Annotated in this window: 22 protein-coding genes and 1 pseudogene; 12 read left to right on the top strand and 11 right to left on the bottom strand. The window is 59.3% G+C overall.

What is annotated here, in order from left to right; genetic code table 11:
- Positions 1-8: 8 nt before the first annotated feature.
- A complete protein-coding gene (locus tag FGD77_RS00595) occupies positions 9-293 on the bottom strand; it encodes a hypothetical protein (RefSeq protein WP_108693503.1) in 285 nt (94 codons plus the stop codon).
- Positions 294-439: 146 nt separating this feature from the next.
- On the opposite strand from FGD77_RS00595, the gene FGD77_RS00590 reads away from it, so the two are divergent.
- The gene (locus FGD77_RS00590) at positions 440-697 is read left to right on the top strand and encodes a hypothetical protein (RefSeq protein ID WP_207768764.1); all 258 of its coding nucleotides are present in this window, start codon (positions 440-442) and stop codon (positions 695-697) included.
- 340 nt (positions 698-1,037) lie between these two features.
- Here the strand turns inward: FGD77_RS00590 and FGD77_RS00585 are convergent.
- The 8 genes and pseudogenes from FGD77_RS00585 to FGD77_RS00550 all read right to left on the bottom strand — a co-directional run.
- Positions 1,038-1,151: pseudogene (locus FGD77_RS00585) on the bottom strand (L,D-transpeptidase family protein); the annotation flags it as partial.
- A 40-nt stretch (positions 1,152-1,191) separates the two neighbouring features.
- Positions 1,192-1,707, bottom strand: coding sequence for a pseudoazurin (locus FGD77_RS00580; protein WP_243405201.1), 516 nt, complete (start codon positions 1,705-1,707; stop codon positions 1,192-1,194).
- A gap of 105 nt (positions 1,708-1,812) precedes the next feature.
- Entirely contained in the window at positions 1,813-2,181 is a 369-nt protein-coding gene (locus tag FGD77_RS00575) for an STAS/SEC14 domain-containing protein (protein ID WP_108693475.1), read from the bottom strand.
- A 12-nt stretch (positions 2,182-2,193) separates the two neighbouring features.
- Positions 2,194-3,102 (bottom strand): cation diffusion facilitator family transporter, encoded by a 909-nt coding sequence (locus tag FGD77_RS00570; RefSeq protein ID WP_108693476.1) that lies wholly within the window; start codon positions 3,100-3,102, stop codon positions 2,194-2,196.
- 27 nt (positions 3,103-3,129) lie between these two features.
- Positions 3,130-3,819 carry a ZIP family metal transporter gene (locus FGD77_RS00565; RefSeq protein ID WP_108693477.1) on the bottom strand — a complete coding sequence of 230 codons (690 nt, stop codon included), beginning with the start codon at positions 3,817-3,819 and terminating at the stop codon, positions 3,130-3,132.
- On the bottom strand, positions 3,816-4,595 hold the full coding sequence (locus FGD77_RS00560; protein ID WP_207768765.1) for a transglutaminase family protein: 780 nt from the start codon (positions 4,593-4,595) through the stop codon (positions 3,816-3,818). The genes FGD77_RS00565 and FGD77_RS00560 overlap by 4 nt, the downstream gene beginning before the upstream one ends.
- Before the next feature lie 71 nt (positions 4,596-4,666).
- On the bottom strand, positions 4,667-4,993 hold the full coding sequence (locus FGD77_RS00555) for a YnfA family protein (protein ID WP_108693478.1): 327 nt from the start codon (positions 4,991-4,993) through the stop codon (positions 4,667-4,669).
- Positions 4,990-5,418 carry a helix-turn-helix domain-containing protein gene (locus FGD77_RS00550; RefSeq protein WP_108693479.1) on the bottom strand — a complete coding sequence of 143 codons (429 nt, stop codon included), beginning with the start codon at positions 5,416-5,418 and terminating at the stop codon, positions 4,990-4,992. The genes FGD77_RS00555 and FGD77_RS00550 overlap by 4 nt, the downstream gene beginning before the upstream one ends.
- A gap of 248 nt (positions 5,419-5,666) precedes the next feature.
- On the opposite strand from FGD77_RS00550, the gene FGD77_RS00545 reads away from it, so the two are divergent.
- The 11 genes from FGD77_RS00545 to FGD77_RS00495 all read left to right on the top strand — a co-directional run bounded on the left by FGD77_RS00545 (position 5,667) and on the right by FGD77_RS00495 (position 13,234).
- Complete coding sequence (locus tag FGD77_RS00545) at positions 5,667-6,206, top strand: SCO family protein (RefSeq protein ID WP_108693505.1); 540 nt, start codon at positions 5,667-5,669, stop codon at positions 6,204-6,206.
- Entirely contained in the window at positions 6,203-6,646 is a 444-nt protein-coding gene (locus FGD77_RS00540) for a disulfide bond formation protein B (protein WP_203228111.1), read from the top strand. Before FGD77_RS00545 ends, FGD77_RS00540 begins: the two co-directional genes overlap by 4 nt.
- Entirely contained in the window at positions 6,643-7,305 is a 663-nt protein-coding gene (locus FGD77_RS00535) for a thioredoxin domain-containing protein (RefSeq protein ID WP_108693481.1), read from the top strand. The genes FGD77_RS00540 and FGD77_RS00535 overlap by 4 nt, the downstream gene beginning before the upstream one ends.
- A gap of 70 nt (positions 7,306-7,375) precedes the next feature.
- Positions 7,376-7,807, top strand: coding sequence for a copper chaperone PCu(A)C (locus FGD77_RS00530; RefSeq protein WP_108693506.1), 432 nt, complete (start codon positions 7,376-7,378; stop codon positions 7,805-7,807).
- Positions 7,808-7,815: 8 nt separating this feature from the next.
- Positions 7,816-8,439: an SCO family protein gene (locus FGD77_RS00525; protein WP_108693482.1), complete on the top strand. Its 624-nt coding sequence runs from the start codon at positions 7,816-7,818 to the stop codon at positions 8,437-8,439.
- Positions 8,436-9,785 (top strand): M23 family metallopeptidase, encoded by a 1,350-nt coding sequence (locus tag FGD77_RS00520; protein ID WP_255005501.1) that lies wholly within the window; start codon positions 8,436-8,438, stop codon positions 9,783-9,785. The genes FGD77_RS00525 and FGD77_RS00520 overlap by 4 nt, the downstream gene beginning before the upstream one ends.
- Before the next feature lie 20 nt (positions 9,786-9,805).
- The gene (locus tag FGD77_RS00515; protein WP_255005700.1) at positions 9,806-10,258 is read left to right on the top strand and encodes a DUF411 domain-containing protein; all 453 of its coding nucleotides are present in this window, start codon (positions 9,806-9,808) and stop codon (positions 10,256-10,258) included.
- A 10-nt stretch (positions 10,259-10,268) separates the two neighbouring features.
- A complete protein-coding gene (locus FGD77_RS00510; RefSeq protein ID WP_255005699.1) occupies positions 10,269-11,051 on the top strand; it encodes a ZIP family metal transporter in 783 nt (260 codons plus the stop codon).
- A gap of 3 nt (positions 11,052-11,054) precedes the next feature.
- Positions 11,055-11,531 carry a signal peptidase II gene (gene lspA / locus FGD77_RS00505; RefSeq protein WP_255005500.1) on the top strand — a complete coding sequence of 159 codons (477 nt, stop codon included), beginning with the start codon at positions 11,055-11,057 and terminating at the stop codon, positions 11,529-11,531.
- 6 nt (positions 11,532-11,537) lie between these two features.
- Positions 11,538-13,073 carry an apolipoprotein N-acyltransferase gene (gene lnt, locus FGD77_RS00500; RefSeq protein ID WP_255005498.1) on the top strand — a complete coding sequence of 512 codons (1,536 nt, stop codon included), beginning with the start codon at positions 11,538-11,540 and terminating at the stop codon, positions 13,071-13,073.
- A complete protein-coding gene (locus FGD77_RS00495; protein WP_255005497.1) occupies positions 13,070-13,234 on the top strand; it encodes a hypothetical protein in 165 nt (54 codons plus the stop codon). The genes lnt and FGD77_RS00495 overlap by 4 nt, the downstream gene beginning before the upstream one ends.
- A gap of 25 nt (positions 13,235-13,259) precedes the next feature.
- On the opposite strand, the gene FGD77_RS00490 is transcribed toward FGD77_RS00495, so the two are convergent.
- Both FGD77_RS00490 and FGD77_RS00485 read right to left on the bottom strand, forming a co-directional pair.
- A complete protein-coding gene (locus FGD77_RS00490) occupies positions 13,260-13,760 on the bottom strand; it encodes a murein L,D-transpeptidase family protein (protein ID WP_255005495.1) in 501 nt (166 codons plus the stop codon).
- Positions 13,761-13,821: 61 nt separating this feature from the next.
- Positions 13,822-16,146, bottom strand: coding sequence for a cation-translocating P-type ATPase (locus tag FGD77_RS00485; RefSeq protein ID WP_255005493.1), 2,325 nt, complete (start codon positions 16,144-16,146; stop codon positions 13,822-13,824).
- Positions 16,147-16,346: the final 200 nt, after the last annotated feature.

Raw genomic sequence — 16,346 nt, 5'->3', positions numbered from 1 at the left:
GATCGGTCTCAGGCTTCGCGTGCAGCGCAAATCGGGTTGCCTTCCGGACTGCGCAGCGGCACCAAAGTCGTCTCGACCGGCCCGCGATGCTCGTACCAGAAGCAGCCATCTTCGGGCAAAAGGCGCGCGGTTGAAATATCCTGATTAGGATCTGCCAGCGCGACCACGTTTGCGGGTACATTTCCGATCTGGTTTGCCGTACCGCCAGTTTCGGCTGGCTGCATGGCGCACCCGGCAGTGAGCGAAAGTGTTGTCGCAATCATCACGGCTCGCTTTTGCATAATCGCTCGCATTAACCTGCCTTCCGTTATTTGAATGCCATCACTCCGGCCCGTTAAGCCAAAGGTCAAGACTGGGATATTCGATTTCACGACTAACAAGGAATCAAGTTGAAAAGCCAACTCATTTTTATCTTGAACCTCTAGTGGCTGTAAGGGCTATGTTAAAGCTGTCTATCGAGTTTGATCCGATCAACTCGTTCCACCTCCAATGCAGTTTCTTCGACTATTACAACCAAGGCATGACATTGACGCCAACCCTGAGTACCATCGACATCATCACCCAATGTCAGGCAGAACGAGGTATCCTCGAATTCAACTTCGCCGACCATGAACCTGGGCTCTACATGTTTCACACCCATCAGGCCAAATTTACTGAACTGGGCTGCATGGCGAATTTCGACATAGTGGACGCATGACCGTGGCGGGCCAGTCAACACACTCGGAACCCCGGCGCCGCAGAATCTTATCTGGTTGCTGATACCACTGGCGCTCTTCCTTGCCGCCAGAATTTCGCAGGAGCTCCCAAGACGTTTCAACGAGCCCGACGTGCAGATACCAGTAGCACCCGACTTCCGGCAATGAGGCGCAGACTTAAGATCCCGATCGGGTTCCGCCACGGAAGAGATAGATTCTAGCAGTTGTCCCATTTGTGCGTTGTCAGGCACATCAGTGACAGAAGCCGAGCATGCTGCTAATACCAGCACAGCTGCTAAAATCGAACCGGTCCGAGCATGCTTCCATAAGCATGTACCGACTTTAGATCAGCTTCACTCGGGTTCCGACCTTGCCCAGCCCGAACAGCTCTTCGATATGCCCGTTGTAGAGACTGATACAACCGTTCGACGATTGTTTGCCAATCTTGCGCGTATCGAAGGCTGACCTGACCTGCCTTTGCCCTCGTGAAGAGAGATCAGCTAAGCTTGTTCTCGGCCAGGATTTCTTCAAACGCCTTTTTTGCTTTCCCGGGCATCTTGCCTTCGAGGAAATCATCTGGAACGGGTGCGCCCGCGACTTGAATGATCATGACCATGCCCATACCAAAATGCGGCTTGCATTTGACACCGATTAAGCCTTCACTCGTCAGCTGGACTTCGATCTCCTCATTGATTTTGCCTGCAAAATCCTCTTGGTCTTCGGGCAACATATCTTTGATGCTCTCGGCGTTATGCCCCTTATCTTCCGGGACAAAGACGATGGTATCTCCGACTTCGGCAGACACGAAGCGGGGCTCATATACCATGGTTCCGGCTTCGCCGCGGTTCAGCATCTGGACCTCGTGCGTTTTGGCCGCGACCAAAACAGGCTTGACTGCCAAAGCACCGTTTGTCTGCGCCACTACTCTACCGGTTCCAAGAACCAAACCGCTTGCGGCGGCCCCAAGGAGCGCAGTTCGACGCGTGACTGACATATTATTAACTCGTTTCATGATGAAACCTCCGATTTGATGAATTTTGTCATCTCTACGACCTCCACCCACTAGAGCTTCAAACACTTTAAAGTCACAAGGCCGTGAGTGAAGAGCGGCGGCTAATCATCCCTTCGGTCGCGCCCAGGCAATAGCCGCACATCCCGCAGCGTTTTCAAACCACTTCAGTTCAGGGGCCATTACAAAATCCGTCGCCTTCGTGCTCCACTCAATCCATTTCTGGTCAGCGACCAGCGCGACCCGCGAGAAGTCGTTCCCGTGCCGCATGTCCACTTTCATATCAGTCCATAGCGCTGCGGCGCTTTCGTAACCCTCGAACGTTCCCATGAAAATTACCAACGCGGGCTTCTTCGGAGCTCTGGCCAACTCGCGATCCAGCCAGGCGTGCATCGTCTTGAAATCCTGTTCTGACAACTTACCGCTGCATTCGAGCCCCAGCACGCCGTCACCTTCGATACTTATTTCCTTCCACATGTGGTTCTCCCCTCATCCATGTCCGTATTTGTCTGCATCTTTGTGTTTGTTACCGAGGCGCTCGAATTCCAGCGTGGAATGGTCGATTCCGAATTGTTCTTCGAGGCGGGTCTTGATTGCCGTCTTGATGCTTTCCAGGTCACCCCAGCGGTCCTCGGCGATCACGACATGTGTGTCGAGCGCCGCGCGATGTTCCTGCATCTGCCAGAAATGCGCGTGATGGACTTCCTCGACACCGTCGATGTTCTCCACGGCTGCGATGACCTCGTCCGTGTCAATGTCGGGCGGACTGCCCAGCATCAGGGTGCGGATCGGGCCGCCGATCTCGCTGAAGGCAAGCCAGAGGATATAGGCGGCAATCCCGATGGTGATTGCCGGATCGACCCAGCGGATGTCGTAAAGAAGGATGAGAACACCACCGACGATGACCGCCACGGACGCCAATGCGTCGCTGAGATTGTGGAGGAAGAGCGCGCGGATGTTCACGCTGCCCTTCTGCATCGAATATGTCAGCCAGGCGGTGAGGGTGTCGATAAACAGTGCCACCCCACCCAGGATCACGACCGTCCAGCCTTCGATCTGCACTGGGTCGACAAAGCGCATCGCACCCTCGTAGACCAGATAAAGCCCGATGATGATCAGCGAGGTATAGTTGATCAGTGCGGCCACGATCTCGACCCTGCCGTACCCGAAGGTCATCTTTGCGTCCGCAGGGCGGCGTGCGATCTTGCGTGCACCAAACGCGATGACGAGCGACGCCATGTCGGAGAGGTTGTGGATCGCATCCGCGATCAGCGCGAGGCTGCCGGAGAGTATCCCCCCGACAATCTGCGCGACCGTCAGAAGGCCATTTGCCCAGATGGCGACTGCGACCCGCCGGTCGCCTTCCTTGGGCTCCATATGGGCATGATCATGCGGCATGCGGTGTCCTTTTCTCTTCAGTTTGGTTCATCCCATCACCTCTTCGAGAGACAGGAGCAGCAGGAAGCCGACGAAGAACATCGCGGTGACCCACGGCCGATCGGGGGTTTCGTGCGCTTCCACCAGCAGCTCTTCGGTGACGAGGTAAAGCAGAGCGATCAGTCCGAAGCTCAGAAACCCGGTGATGTAATGCGCCGGAAGGCTGGCGACCGGCGTTGCGATGAACGCACCCACGGGCAGCAAGACAACCAAGGCGGCGATGATCAGAACGATCCGCATCCGGGATTTAACCGTCTCCGAAAGCTCGGTTGTGACGGCCAGTCCCAGAAACAGGACCTCAACGCTGAGCGCGATGGTCAGCAATAGACCAGCCTTGGCCCCGGCGGCAAAGGCAATCCCGAGCACAAGACCGTCGATCAGGATATCGACGCCAACGAGTGTGAGCAGCCCCGCCGGGCCCTTGATAACCCTTTCCAGCTGACGGATGGCCAGCATCACGCCGATCCCTGCAAAGCCACCGACGATCGTCGCGATCGGAGATCCGCTATGGGCGACATCCGGCATGATTTCACCCGCAGCAGCCGCAAAGACGACGCCTGCTGCAAAGTGCTGGATAGCGCTGACCAGTGTCGGTCCAGGCCGCACATTGACCGCAACGACGGCCCCCAGGATCGCGACCGTGGCCGGTATCAGCGTATAAATCCAAGCAGCGATCATAGCGATCCAACCTGTCCTTTGCGAACAAGATGAGCAGGATTGGCTTCATCGAACGGGATGACCGGAACAATCCCACTTCGTATGCGTCTCACGCGGGTATTCATCCAGTGACGGATCAGATAACGATAGAGCGGGCCCTTTAGACGTCCGAGGGATTGCTGGTGTTGTCTAAAAAAATCATCCGGAGTTTCGAACAAACCGAGATTGGCATTGATGCCGGTTTCCTGGATGTAGGTATCCGTTCCTCGCCATTCGACGGAGGGTGAAGAAAGACGGTTTGTTCCGATTCCGTAACCACACAGGCTGTCGGATTCATCAGCAAAGCTGTCCTGAAGAACAGACAGAATTGCATCGTCCAGAATGAAACCTTCCAGATTGATCCAGCGCCCCCGATGCCAGACCTTCACCCAGCTGTGGAGGATGCTCTCAGGCGCAAGTGGGTAGACAATTTCGGGCACGATCCCGCGCTGCAATGATTTATGGATCGTAAAGCCATGCAATCGACATGGAATGTCCAGTGCCCTTAGCAACGCCATCAAGAGTGTCCCCTTGGTATTGCATTGGCCATAACCGTCCCTCAGCACCGCCGACGCAGAAATGTCGTCGGCGGAATTGTATCCAAAGGCAATTTCATTGCGCACGAAATTATAGGCCGCCCCAATCCGGTCGTGCTCGGACAAGTCCCGCCACCCGCGGTTGGCGATCAGTTCAGCTATCGCAACCATGCGAAAATCGAGAAGTCGGGTTGGGCGAAGTTCAGCATCTGGAATGGCCATCTCTTGTGTCCTGAAATCAATTCGACAGAGAGGTAACATCTACAGTAACTGTAGCTTCAAGAACTTTCTTTTCAGGTATCCCGCGCTCCCCCAAGAATTATGGCTGCGCCGACGAGCGTGGCAGCGGTTCCGATCAGATCCCAGCGATCAGGACGTTGTCCTTCGATCAGCCACATCCACAAGATCGACGCAGCGACATAGATGCCGCCATAGGCGGCGAATGAACGACCTGCCGCAGGAGTCTGAACCTGAGCGAGAAGCCATGCGAAGGCGACCAGCGACAACACGCCAGGTAAGATCCATAATGGCGATGCTCCGGTCCGCCGCCAGGCCCAGATGGCGAAGCAGCCTGCAATTTCGGCCAGTGCGGCAAGCGGATAGACGATTACTGCGTTCATGCCCCGATCTCGTCGTGCTCCGTGAGACATTCCGAATGGTCACGCAGGACCTCCAACACCTTGCATTCGGCAACGCTGTCTCCCTCGCACTCGGCGACCATGCGTTTCAGCTCCTTCTTTAGGGCTTGCAGACGCTTGATCCGCTGTTCGACTTGGCGGAGCTGTCGCCGCGCGATGGAATCCGCCTCCGCGCAGGATTGGGACGGGTTGTCCGACAGGTCCAGCAGCTCCCGGATGGAGTCGAGCGAGAAGCCGAGCTGGCGTGAGTGCCGAATGAAAGCCAGCCGGTCGAGATCCTTCTCAAAATACCGGCGCTGGCCGCCCGCCGTCCTTCCGGCCTCGTTCATCAATCCGATTTCTTCATAATAGCGGATCGTCTGAACCTTGGTTCCGGTTCTCCGCGAGAGTGTTCCAATTGCCAGCATTTGCGTTCCTTCAATCTACAGCAACTGTAGTTTATCCAAGAACCAACTCCGTTGAAAAGACGAAGGTTTCACATTGGCGTGACTTCTGACAACAAAAAGTAACTTTTCGCTTGAACCTCTATCCGCTGTAGCTTGTATCCCGCGTACAGATAAAACTGAACAGGTGGGTGGCGCAAGCAATGAAGAAGGTCCGGATAGCTCTCTGGTCGGCGGTGGTTGTCGCTGCAGCGGTGACTGCTGCGCTTTGGATGACCGACCGCAATCAAGGACCGGTCGCTGCCCGTCTCGATCCCGAAGCCGCGAGATTTGCTGCGGATTTCGAGTTGACGGACCACAATGGAATGATTCAGGCCGACGAGGATTTTCGCGGACGCTGGATGCTCGTCTTCTTCGGTTTCACGAACTGCCCGGACGTCTGCCCTTTGGGTCTGGCCACCATCGCACAGGTCATGGATGATCTTGACACCCAAGGTTCCGCCGTCCAGCCCCTGTTCATCACGGTCGACCCTGAAAGGGATACGCCAAGCGCTCTGGCCAGCTACGTTCCCCAGTTTGGTCCCGGAATCCTTGGGCTGAGCGGTTCCGCGGAACAGATCGAACGCACCGCCAAGACCTTCAAGATCTACTACCAGAAGATCGAGGAAGCCTCATCGCCTGACGGCTACACTATGGGTCACACGTCGTCTTTCCTTCTGTTTGATCCGCAAGGTGAGTTTGTCCGCATTTACGAATACGATCAGGAACCCGGACTGATCGTTGCCGATCTTCGCGAAAGAATCGGCACGTGACAGCTGGGCCAGACGCAACGCCAAGTGCCGAGAATCCGGTGGCTTTCCTGTTCGCGGCATGGTTCGTCGCCTTGTCTGCGTCGCTTGCCGTGCTCTTCATCGGAGAGGTTCTGGGGCAGACTCCCTGCAATCTGTGCTGGTTCCAACGAGCCTTCATGTTCCCGCTCGCGATCATCCTGGGCGTGGCGGCGTGGCGCGCCGACCTCTCGATCTGGCGCTATGCCGCGCCCCTTGCCGTTCTGGGCGGTGCTGTCGCCCTCTACCATTTCCTGCTTTACGCCGGGATCGTGCCTGCGCCGATCGTGCCCTGCACTGCATCCGGGCCGTCCTGCACCGATGCCGCAATGCTGATCCTTGGTATGCCAATCCCTCTGCTCTCCCTGCTGACGTTCGGGGCGATCCTTGGCCTTCTCATTCAACTTCGACGGATTTCAACATGAACCGAAAAACACTTTTGCTCGCTATATTCGCTGTGGTACTGGCCGTTTTTGCGGCTGGCACCTGGTTTGTGTCCCGCCCTGGTCCGACCCCGGTGGCTACAGCCGCTCCGCCGGAACAACAGGATCGTCTCGTTCGGGCTTATTCACCTATTCTCGGGCGCGAGGATGCGCCGGTGACCATCGTGGAGTTCTTCGACCCCGCCTGCGAGGCCTGCCGCGCCTTCCACCCCATCGTGAAGCAGATACTGGCGCAATACCCCGACGATGTGCGCGTCGTCATGCGTTACACGCCCTTCCACGGCGAAGGGTCAGAGCTGGCAATCAAGGTGCTGGAAGCGGCGCGGTTGCAGGATGTCTTCGTTCCGGTGCTGGAAGCGCTGCTCGAAAACCAGTCGGCCTGGGCCTCTCACGGCGCACCGGCAGCGGAGCGGATCATGGAAATCGCCGGCGCGGCGGGTCTGGATACTGCGGCGGCGGCGGACCAGATCAAATCACCAAGCATCGTCGGCGTCCTCAATCAGGACCGGGCAGATGTCGAAGCTGTCGGAATCCAGAGCACACCGACGTTCTTCGTTAACAGCAAGCCTTTGTCAGAGTTCGGTGCGGAGCAGCTTTTATCGCTCGTACAATCCGAAGTCGAGGCTGCGGCAACAAACTAGAATGAACAGGAGAACCGACGTGTTCAAAACCTTCGCAAAGGCATTTCAAAGCCTGTCTGTCGCTCTTCTGATGGGCCTGCCATTGGCAGCCTCAGCGCAGCAAATGTCAGAGGACGCCTCGATTGTGGTCGAGAAGCCGTGGGCGCGCGCGAGCCTTGGAACATCGCGGCCCGGCGGGGCCTATCTGACCGTTCGGAACGAGGGCAGCGAATCGATCTCCTTAATCGGTCTTCGCACTGACATATCCGGCATGGCCTCGATCCACGAAACCAGTACCAATTCTGACGGCGTCAGCAGCATGGCTCCGGCCGACGATATCATGATCCCAGCCGGGGGCATGATCGCCCTCGAACCTGGCGGGTATCATGCCATGCTGATGCAACTGCAATCTCCGCTCGTCGAGGGGGAGACTTTTTCGCTGACCCTGCTCTTTTCTGACGGAACGGAGCTGGAAATCACCGTCCCGGTCCTTGGCATCGGCGCACGCGGCCCCGAAGGCTGAACCGGCTGATGATGAGTGTGGCCAAAATCGCGGCAATCGGCGCGGCGGCAGTCTTTGCCGCCCTGTTCGTCGGCTGGTGGCAGGTCGATGGGCCTGGAGCTGATCCTGCTCCGGGCAAGAGGCCCATGCCGCTATCTTCGATGGATTTCAGCCTGACGGATCAGGATGGTCAGGAGGTAGGCCCTGAAACCCTCATCGGCCACCCCAGTCTGGTCTTCTTCGGCTTCACCTACTGCCCCGACGTCTGCCCGACGACCCTCTCGGATATTTCCGGCTGGCTCGACGAGCTTGGGCCGGAGGCCGAAGATCTGCGCACCGTTCTTATCACCGTGGACCCGGACCGCGATACGGTCGAAACCATGGCCGAGTATGTTTCCTACTTCCATCCGCAGATTCAGGGATGGACGGGCTTACCCGACCAGATCGCCGCTGTCGCCGAAGGCTTCCGCGCCACCTACGAGAAGGTCGAGGGTGAAGACGGCAGCTATACGATGAACCACACTGCGGGTGTTTTCCTGTTCGATGCGACAGGCCGCTTCGTCAGCGTCATCGATTATCACGAACCACGCGAATTTGCCGTGCCGAAGATTAGGCGTGCGATGCGGGACGGAACCAAGGGGGCAAAATCTTGAAACTGAGACATATCGTTCTGGGAACGACCGTGGCCGCGGCAGCGGTCGGCACGATGGCGAGCCGGACTTTGTTCATGGAGGCCCCACCTGAGAACATCGTTTCCGAGGCTCCGATGGCCCCGACCAGTCCACCCGAACCGCTCGATTGGCCCGGCGTCATCACCTCCGGCGATACGATGTCGAATGTGCTTCCAGCCGGGTTTCAGCCGCCGAAGCTTCCCGGACAGGAACGTGCCGAGCCAGATGATCTGACGGCGTTGGTTCAGGCCCTCGCCGTGCCGCCATGGAAGGCGACGGTCGAATCCGGTGACACGCTGGACGTGCTTCTTTCCCGCGCTGACATGGGTGCGCAGACGCGGGCCGAGGTCGCACTGGCATTGGCCGTCGAATACGACCTGCGCCGCCTTCGACCGGGCCACCGCCTCAGCGTCGGGTATCGCCGGGACGGCACGCCATCCGTTGTGACATTGGCTGTCGATGACGGCGTGCGGATCGAAGTTACCTTGGACGGCACCATTGCCGGTCGGACGGTTACGCCGAGCGCGTCGACGATCGAGCGTGCGGGGCAATTGCAGGTGAACGGGTCGATCTACGCTTCGCTCGACAGAGCAGGCGTTCCGGCCCGTTTCGCCGTCGATCTCGCACAGATTCTGGGGGACACGGTCGACTTTCGCAGGGATCTTCAAGGCGGGGAAAGTCTGAATATCCTCTGGCGTCAGACGGTCCTTCCGGACGGTTCGGAAATCGGCCAGCCGCTTATGTCCTATGCTGCACTCGACCTGGAGGACGATCAACTCGAGATCGTGTGGGCGGACGAAGACAGCGGACGTGCGACGGTTTATCTGAACGGAGAAATCCTGCGGACAGTCGCGCCGCCGGTGGAAGGCGCGCGGCTGTCATCGGTCTTCGGGCAGCGCAAGCATCCGATCTACGGCAATATGCGGATGCACACAGGCGTCGACTACGCCGCTGCTGCGGGGACGCCGATTGCAGCGACCGCACCCGGACGGATCTCCTTTATCGGATGGCGGAGCGGGTATGGCCGGGTGGTCGAGATCGCGCATGGGTCTGATACGATGACCCGATATGCGCACATGAGCGCAGTGGCAAAGGCACTGGCGGTCGGGAACCGCGTTCTTGCAGGCGAGGTGATCGGCGAGGTCGGTGAAACGGGCACCGCAACAGCCCCCAATCTTCACTACGAAGTGCGCGTGGACGGTCGACCCATCGATCCGCTTGGGGAGAAGTTGCTCGCCTCTGCGGAAAACCTCGACGCCGCCGATGCCACTGAAATTCTTGCAGAGACGCGCACACGTTTCGTGGCCGTTCTTCGCGAAGATACATGACTGATTTGAAAGGAATAACCATGAAAAACAGGCTTCAAACCCTTGCCGCTGCGACTCTCATTATTGCCGCCGCGACGGCCGCAACCGCCCAGACCGCCATCCACGTCGGAAAGACGCGCGGCTGCGGATGCTGCATTGCCTGGATGGAGAAGCTGTCCGAGGCCGGGTTTGCCCCGGAAGGCGAAAACATGGGCGGCGCGTTGATCCGTCTGAAGATGGATCGCGGCATCCCCGTTGAGATGTTCTCCTGCCATACGGCGACCGTTGAAGGCTACACCATCGAAGGTCATGTTCCTCCAGCCGACATCACCCGGCTTCTCAAAGAACGTCCTGACGCCATCGGTCTTGCCGTGCCCGGCATGCCCATCGGCTCGCCGGGCATGGATTTCGGCGACGATGCCGAAGCCTACGATGTCTTTTTGGTGAAATCCGACGGCACCACCGAAGTCTTCTCGTCCTATCCGGCAAGTTGAGTTGGAGCAGATCGCAACACTTTCGCCTGTTGCACTGGGTTTTCTGGGAAGCCTCGTCGCCGGTCTCATGACCGCCGTCGGGGCGACGCCTGTGCTTCTCGGCAAGACTCCGTCACGCAAATGGCGTGATATCTCGCTCGGCTTTGCCGCCGGGGTCATGCTTGCCGCATCGTTTTTTTCCCTCATCATCCCGGCGCTGGACGTAGCTGAATCGCGATACGGCGACGGGGCGATCCCAGCGCTGATCGTTTGCGCGGCGATCCTGATGGGGATGGGCGTGGTCGCCCTGATGAACGAGCTGATTCCACACGAGCATTTCAGCAGTGGCCGTGAAGGCCCCGAGGCTGTTTCGCTGCGGCGCGTCTGGCTCTTCATCATCGCCATCACGATCCACAACGCACCAGAAGGTCTGGCCGTCGGCGTTGCATTCGGAGCTGATGGGTTCACCGGCGGATTCCCAGTTGCCCTCGGCATCGGATTGCAGAATGCGCCCGAGGGCTTGGCCGTGGCGGTCGCTTTGCTGGGCGAGCGGTACTCGGCGGGCCGTGCCTTCGGAATTGCGGCACTGACCGGTCTGGTCGAACCCGTCACAGGATTTCTCGGTGCGGCGGTGATCGTCGTGGCGCAGCCCCTCCTGCCCTGGGGTCTGGCATTCGCGGCGGGCGCGATGCTCTACGTCATCAGCCACGAGATCATCCCCGAAACCCATCGCAGCGGCCACCAGAAACAAGCGACGACGGGCCTCGCGATTGGCCTCGTCGTCATGCTGTTCCTCGATGTCTGGTTAGGTTGATCCATGAAAAATTATGTTTTGGGATTTTACGCATCCATCGCAGCGCTCGCCGCCGACCAGGCATCGAAGGCGTTCGTGCTCGCCAACGCGGACACGCTTGCCGCAGGCATCCCTGTCTTTCCAGGTTTCAATCTGATCTTTCACCGCAACTACGGCGTGACCTTTGGGTTCTTTCAGAGCGTACCGTGGTGGGTACTGGCTTTGGTTGCTGCCGCCATCGTGCTGTTTCTGGCCGTCTGTCTGATCCGGGCGACGCGCATATCCGAGGCGGTTGCCTATGGCATGGTGATCGGCGGCGCTCTGGGGAATATTGTGGATCGTCTTCGCTTCGGCGGAGTGACCGATTTCCTGGACTTCTATCTCGGAACGGCGCATTGGCCTGCGTTCAACCTTGCGGATGTGTTCGTGGTCTGTGGCGTCGGGATTTTGCTGATCGTCGCTGGACGCGAGAAGATCGCATCGTCTGAAGCATCGAAATAGATCGCGGTGTTTTCGGTATGCATCACCGCTCCTGGCGTCTGGATATCCTCGGGACTTGCACGTTCTCTGAGTGCATTTTTTCTCGGAGCATTCGCGGTTCTGACACTGCCTCCGTTCTCGCTGCCGGTGGTTTTGCCAATCTCGTTTGGCGGGCTCTATCTCCTCACGGTCAGAGAGACCCGCAGGACAGCCGGTCTTGCCGGATGGGCGTTCGGCGTCGGCTTCTTCCTTTTCGGACTGTCCTGGATCGCGGAGAGCTTTTATGTCGATGCGGAGCGGTTCGGCTTGATGGCTGTCCCCGCGGTGGTCGGGCTGGCGGCAGGCCTTGCACTGTTTCCAGCGGCGGCAACTGCGGCATTCGCAGGGAGCAGAATGAAAGGTGTCCCCGGCGCATTGATCTTTGCGGTCTGCTGGTCGGTTTCGGAATGGCTTAGGGGCACCGTGCTGACAGGCTTCTCCTGGAATCTGATTGGCTATGCGTGGGCCGACTTCGATGTTCCGCGTCAGGCGGCAGCATGGGTTGGAAGCTACGGTGTCGGCCTCCTCACAGTTCTGCTGTCTACCTTGCCCGCAACGCTCCTCGTACGGGACCGTCGGCAGAATGCCTTTGCTACTATTCTTCTCATGACGCTGGTAGCGGGTGCCGGAACCCTCGGCACGGTTCGCCTTATGGCCCTCACACCGCCAACAGACACAACCGTCAGGATCGTTCAGGGAAACATCCCTCAGACGGAGAAATGGGACCCCGCGTTTAGGGCCAGAAACATCGCGCGTTACCTGGATCTTTCGGCAGAACCGGGCGCGTTCGACCTCCTCCTCTGGCCGGAAAGTGCATTTCCCGGCTATCTCGACGAAGAGCCCGACATCCTGAAGCGGATCGCCGATCTGCTGCCCGAAACCAGCGTTCTTCTGACGGGTGCGCAGACGCGTCAGTCGGCCGGGAGGGGCACGATCTACAGAAACTCAGTGCTGACAATCGGTCCGAGTGGCGATATCCTTGCGCGCTACGCAAAGCATCACCTCGTGCCATTCGGAGAATACGTTCCTTGGCGGGACGTTTTGCCGCTCCAGCGGCTGACGGCGGGGCTTGGGGACTTTACACCCGGTCCCGGCCCTCAGACCGTTGAGCTGCCCGGTTTACCTCCGGTCGGCCTTTCGATCTGCTACGAGGCCATTTTCCCGGGACGCGTCGTAGACGCCGCTTCGCGTCCGGACTGGATATTCAACGCCACCAATGACGCTTGGTTCGGTGCGTCTCTCGGTCCCCGGCAACATCTGGCCGCAGCCAGGATGCGCGCGGTCGAAGAGGGGCTGCCGATGGTTCGCGCGGCCAACACGGGCATTTCAGCAGTTATCGATGGGTACGGCCGGATCGTTGCCCGCCTCGGGCTGGATGAGACCGGCGTACTGGACGCCCGCTTGCCAGCTGCGCTCCCGACCACGCCGTTCGGTAAATACGGACAGATGATGTTCCTGCTCGTTTTGGCAGCGTACATCGCGGGCGCCATTGGATTGACTATCGCAAAGGAAAACGTGCCATGATCGTGGTTTTTGGAGTAGTGGCGGGTGCCTTATGGGGCGGATATCTCGCCAAGAAGCGCGGCGGCAACAAGCTGGACATCGCCCAGTACGCGGCGAGTTCCGCGATCGCATTCGGGCTCCTGGCGTTGTTCGCCTCGATCTTTCTCGCCCGGGTTCTCTGATCCTCCCGCTAAAGCCGCAACGGCGCTAGGCGAATATGTCGATCGGCGTGTCGTCCCGCACCATCGCGTAGATATCCTCAATCTCGCGGTCCGACACCGCGATGCAACCCGCCGTCCAGTCTGGTTTGATCGCGTCGATACCGGGTCGTGGCCCGCCATGGATGAAAATGTCGCCGCCCGGCTCACGTCCCTGTGCAGCGGCGAAGGCGATATCGGCCTCGTTCGGATAGGAGATGCCGATGGAGAGATGGAACAGACTGTCGGGATTGCGGCGGTCGACGGTATAGGCCCCCTCGGGCGTTTTTCCATCACCTTCGAACTGCTTGGGCCCCTCTGCCGCAAACCCGAGATCGATCCGGTAGGCTTTCAGGACTTGGGCATCGTTGAACAGGAACAGGTTCCGGTCGCCCTTGAACATTTGCAGCCGGGTGACTTCGGGCCCGTCGTAGGCCCGGAACTTGCTCGCGCATCCGGCAAGACCGAGTGCCAGCCCGCCTAGAACCGCAGCGCGTCGTGTCGTTTTCATCATGTCGTCCGCTCGATCTTTTTATGTGCCCATTCATATCGGTGTCGGCATGCCTGATCAATCAATGGCCATGCGCCAGGGCTCCCTGCGCCACCTTCTCTCCCACTTTCTCTCCTCCGGACGGGTCTGGTCGATCCTTCTTGGCCCGGAGCAGCCTGAGCGCGTTGGCGACGACCAGCAGCGAAACGCCGACATCCGCAGCGATGGCCCCCCACATCGTCGCCATGCCGAAGGCCGTCAGCCCGACGAACAGCGCCTTGGTCGCCAGTGCGATGCCGATATTCTGATGAATGATGCCCATGGTCCGGCGTGAATGCCCGATCAGCCATGGCACCTTGGCGATATCGTCCGTCATCAACGCGATATCGGCGGTCTCAATAGCGGCGTCCGATCCGACCGCACCCATGGCGATGGCGAAATGCGCCCGCGCCATGGCAGGTGCATCGTTCACACCGTCGCCGATCATTGCCACTACATCATAGTTGGCAACCAGTTCCTCGATTGCCGTCACCTTGTCCTCGGGCAGAAGTTCCGCGCGAACCTCGTCGATGCCGACCTCTGCCGCCACAGCGCGTGCCGTGCGCTCGTTGTCGCCGGTCAGCATGATGATCTTTTTCACGCCCTGGGCATGCAGACGTGCCACGACCCTCTTCGCATCCGGGCGGATACGGTCGCGCAGTTCGATCAGGCCCAGCAGACGGTTTCCTGAGCCCACGGCCACGAGTGTGCTGCCAGCTCCCTCGATCCGCTCCAGCAGGTCGCGAGGGATCGTCTCGCCGAGCCCTTTCTCGGTCGCAAAACGATCCGAACCAAGCCAAACAGGCTGGCCCTTCCAGGTTCCCTCTACGCCGCGGCCTGGCACCGTCTTGGTGTCGGTCGCGGCCGATTGCTTCAGCCCGTCGCGTTCGCCGCGCGCAAGGATAGCGCGTGCCAGAGGATGGGAAGAGCGCGCTTCCAGCGCGACAGCCGCGCTCAAAAGATCGCGCTCGGCCGTGCCGCCCAAGGGATGCAGACCCGCGACCTCCGGCTCGCCCATGGTGATCGTTCCGGTCTTGTCCATTGCCAGGGCGGTCATACGCGAGGGGGCCTCGACATAGGCACCGCCCTTGATCAGCACGCCGTTGCGCGCAGAGGCCGCGAGCGAGGCGACGATGGAAACCGGCGTGGAGATGACCAGCGCACAGGGGCAGGCGATCACCAGAAGAACCAGAGCGTTGTAGAACCAGTAATTCCACGCCCCCGCGAACAGCAGCGGCGGACCGACGGCGATCAGAATCGCCAATATCATGACGATGGGCGTGTAGATGCGGGCGAATTTCGTGACCCATTGCTCCACCTCGGCCCGGCGCGAATGCGCATCGCCTACCATGCGGATGATTTTCGAGAGCACGGTATCGCCTGCGGCCTTGGTGGCCCTGACCGTCAGCGTGCCATCGCCGTTAATCGTCCCGGCATAGACTTCGTCACCAGTTTCCTTTGCCACAAGGGCACTTTCTCCGGTGATCGGAGCTTGATCGACATCGCCCCGACCCTCGGTGACTTCGCCATCAAGGGGGATACGATCACCGCCCCGGACGACGAAGCGATCTCCGATCGCAACCTCGGCGGCGGGAACGTCGGTCTCCGATCCGTCGGCACGGATGACCCGCGCTGTTGGCGGAGCAAGGTCAAGCAGTGCTGAGACTGCGTTGCGCGCGCGTCCCACGCTCCAGGATTCGAGAGCGAGGGACAGGGCAAAGAAGAAGGCGACCGTCGCCGCCTCGAAAAATTCGCCCAGCCCGATCGCCCCGGCCACGGCGACGATCATCAGAAGGTTCATGTCAGGCGAAAAGCGGCGCGCAGCGGACCAGGCCTTGGGGGCCACCAGCCATGCTCCGAACACCACCGCCAGCATGAACAGCCCCATCTCGACCAGAGGCATCGACGTCTCGCCGTGACCAGAGAAGAGCCGCAGCGCGCCACCCGCCCCCGTCTCGACGATGTGGTAAAGGAACCCCGCGGCCCAGAAGCCGCCGCTCAGGCCCGTGAAAAGACGCTGGCGCGCAAAATGGGCCGCCTGATCCGCTTCGGCGCTTTCGGCATCCCACATCTTCGCGCTCATGCCGGTCGAGCCGACGATCTTGATGATTTTGTCGTCGCTGAGCGGTTTGGCGCTTTCAAGGATGGTCATTCGTCCATTGATCACGTCGAACGCCAGATGCTCGCTACCGCCGACTTCCGGTCCGACGACCTTGTTCAGGACCGCGACCTCTTCGGCGCAATCCAGCCCGTTGACGCGAAAGCTGCGTCCGGCGGATGGCGGAGGTGCTGCCACCTGCGCGGTGTCTTCGGCCGTCTGGCCGCAGCAGGACTTGGAATGGGTATCATGGGTTACATCATGTGGCATTTTCGAGGTCCTTTCACCGGATAGTTTCTCTTTCTAGGAGCTTCAGCAACTAGAGGTTCAAGAACTTTCTTCTGGTATCGTTCAACTATGTGCCCGCCTTTCATCATTGCTGGCAGATGATGAAAATTGTCAGACATCGCATTTGATGCAGGGCTGAAAGCAAAGTTACATTGGAGTGCCATTGGCCGTAATGTCCCCTT

Source organism: Roseovarius sp. M141 (assembly GCF_024355225.1).
Taxonomy (GTDB): Bacteria; Pseudomonadota; Alphaproteobacteria; order Rhodobacterales; family Rhodobacteraceae; genus Roseovarius.
The sequence above is the reverse complement of the archived record's forward strand: the minus strand, read 5'-3'. Positions and strand labels throughout refer to the sequence as shown.

Excerpts from the sequence above, each read along its gene's own strand:
- FGD77_RS00595 (WP_108693503.1), bottom strand. The coding sequence starts at position 293 with ATGCGAGCGATTATGCAAAAGCGAGCCGTGATGATTGCGACAACACTT.
- FGD77_RS00590 (WP_207768764.1), top strand. The coding sequence starts at position 440 with ATGTTAAAGCTGTCTATCGAGTTTGATCCGATCAACTCGTTCCACCTC.
- FGD77_RS00580 (WP_243405201.1), bottom strand. The coding sequence starts at position 1,707 with ATGAAACGAGTTAATAATATGTCAGTCACGCGTCGAACTGCGCTCCTT.
- FGD77_RS00575 (WP_108693475.1), bottom strand. The coding sequence starts at position 2,181 with ATGTGGAAGGAAATAAGTATCGAAGGTGACGGCGTGCTGGGGCTCGAA.
- FGD77_RS00570 (WP_108693476.1), bottom strand. The coding sequence starts at position 3,102 with ATGCCGCATGATCATGCCCATATGGAGCCCAAGGAAGGCGACCGGCGG.
- FGD77_RS00565 (WP_108693477.1), bottom strand. The coding sequence starts at position 3,819 with ATGATCGCTGCTTGGATTTATACGCTGATACCGGCCACGGTCGCGATC.
- FGD77_RS00560 (WP_207768765.1), bottom strand. The coding sequence starts at position 4,595 with ATGGCCATTCCAGATGCTGAACTTCGCCCAACCCGACTTCTCGATTTT.
- FGD77_RS00555 (WP_108693478.1), bottom strand. The coding sequence starts at position 4,993 with ATGAACGCAGTAATCGTCTATCCGCTTGCCGCACTGGCCGAAATTGCA.
- FGD77_RS00550 (WP_108693479.1), bottom strand. The coding sequence starts at position 5,418 with ATGCTGGCAATTGGAACACTCTCGCGGAGAACCGGAACCAAGGTTCAG.
- FGD77_RS00545 (WP_108693505.1), top strand. The coding sequence starts at position 5,667 with ATGACCGACCGCAATCAAGGACCGGTCGCTGCCCGTCTCGATCCCGAA.
- FGD77_RS00535 (WP_108693481.1), top strand. The coding sequence starts at position 6,643 with ATGAACCGAAAAACACTTTTGCTCGCTATATTCGCTGTGGTACTGGCC.
- FGD77_RS00530 (WP_108693506.1), top strand. The coding sequence starts at position 7,376 with ATGGGCCTGCCATTGGCAGCCTCAGCGCAGCAAATGTCAGAGGACGCC.
- FGD77_RS00525 (WP_108693482.1), top strand. The coding sequence starts at position 7,816 with ATGATGAGTGTGGCCAAAATCGCGGCAATCGGCGCGGCGGCAGTCTTT.
- FGD77_RS00515 (WP_255005700.1), top strand. The coding sequence starts at position 9,806 with ATGAAAAACAGGCTTCAAACCCTTGCCGCTGCGACTCTCATTATTGCC.
- lspA (WP_255005500.1), top strand. The coding sequence starts at position 11,055 with ATGAAAAATTATGTTTTGGGATTTTACGCATCCATCGCAGCGCTCGCC.
- FGD77_RS00495 (WP_255005497.1), top strand. The coding sequence starts at position 13,070 with ATGATCGTGGTTTTTGGAGTAGTGGCGGGTGCCTTATGGGGCGGATAT.
- FGD77_RS00490 (WP_255005495.1), bottom strand. The coding sequence starts at position 13,760 with ATGAAAACGACACGACGCGCTGCGGTTCTAGGCGGGCTGGCACTCGGT.
- FGD77_RS00485 (WP_255005493.1), bottom strand. The coding sequence starts at position 16,146 with ATGCCACATGATGTAACCCATGATACCCATTCCAAGTCCTGCTGCGGC.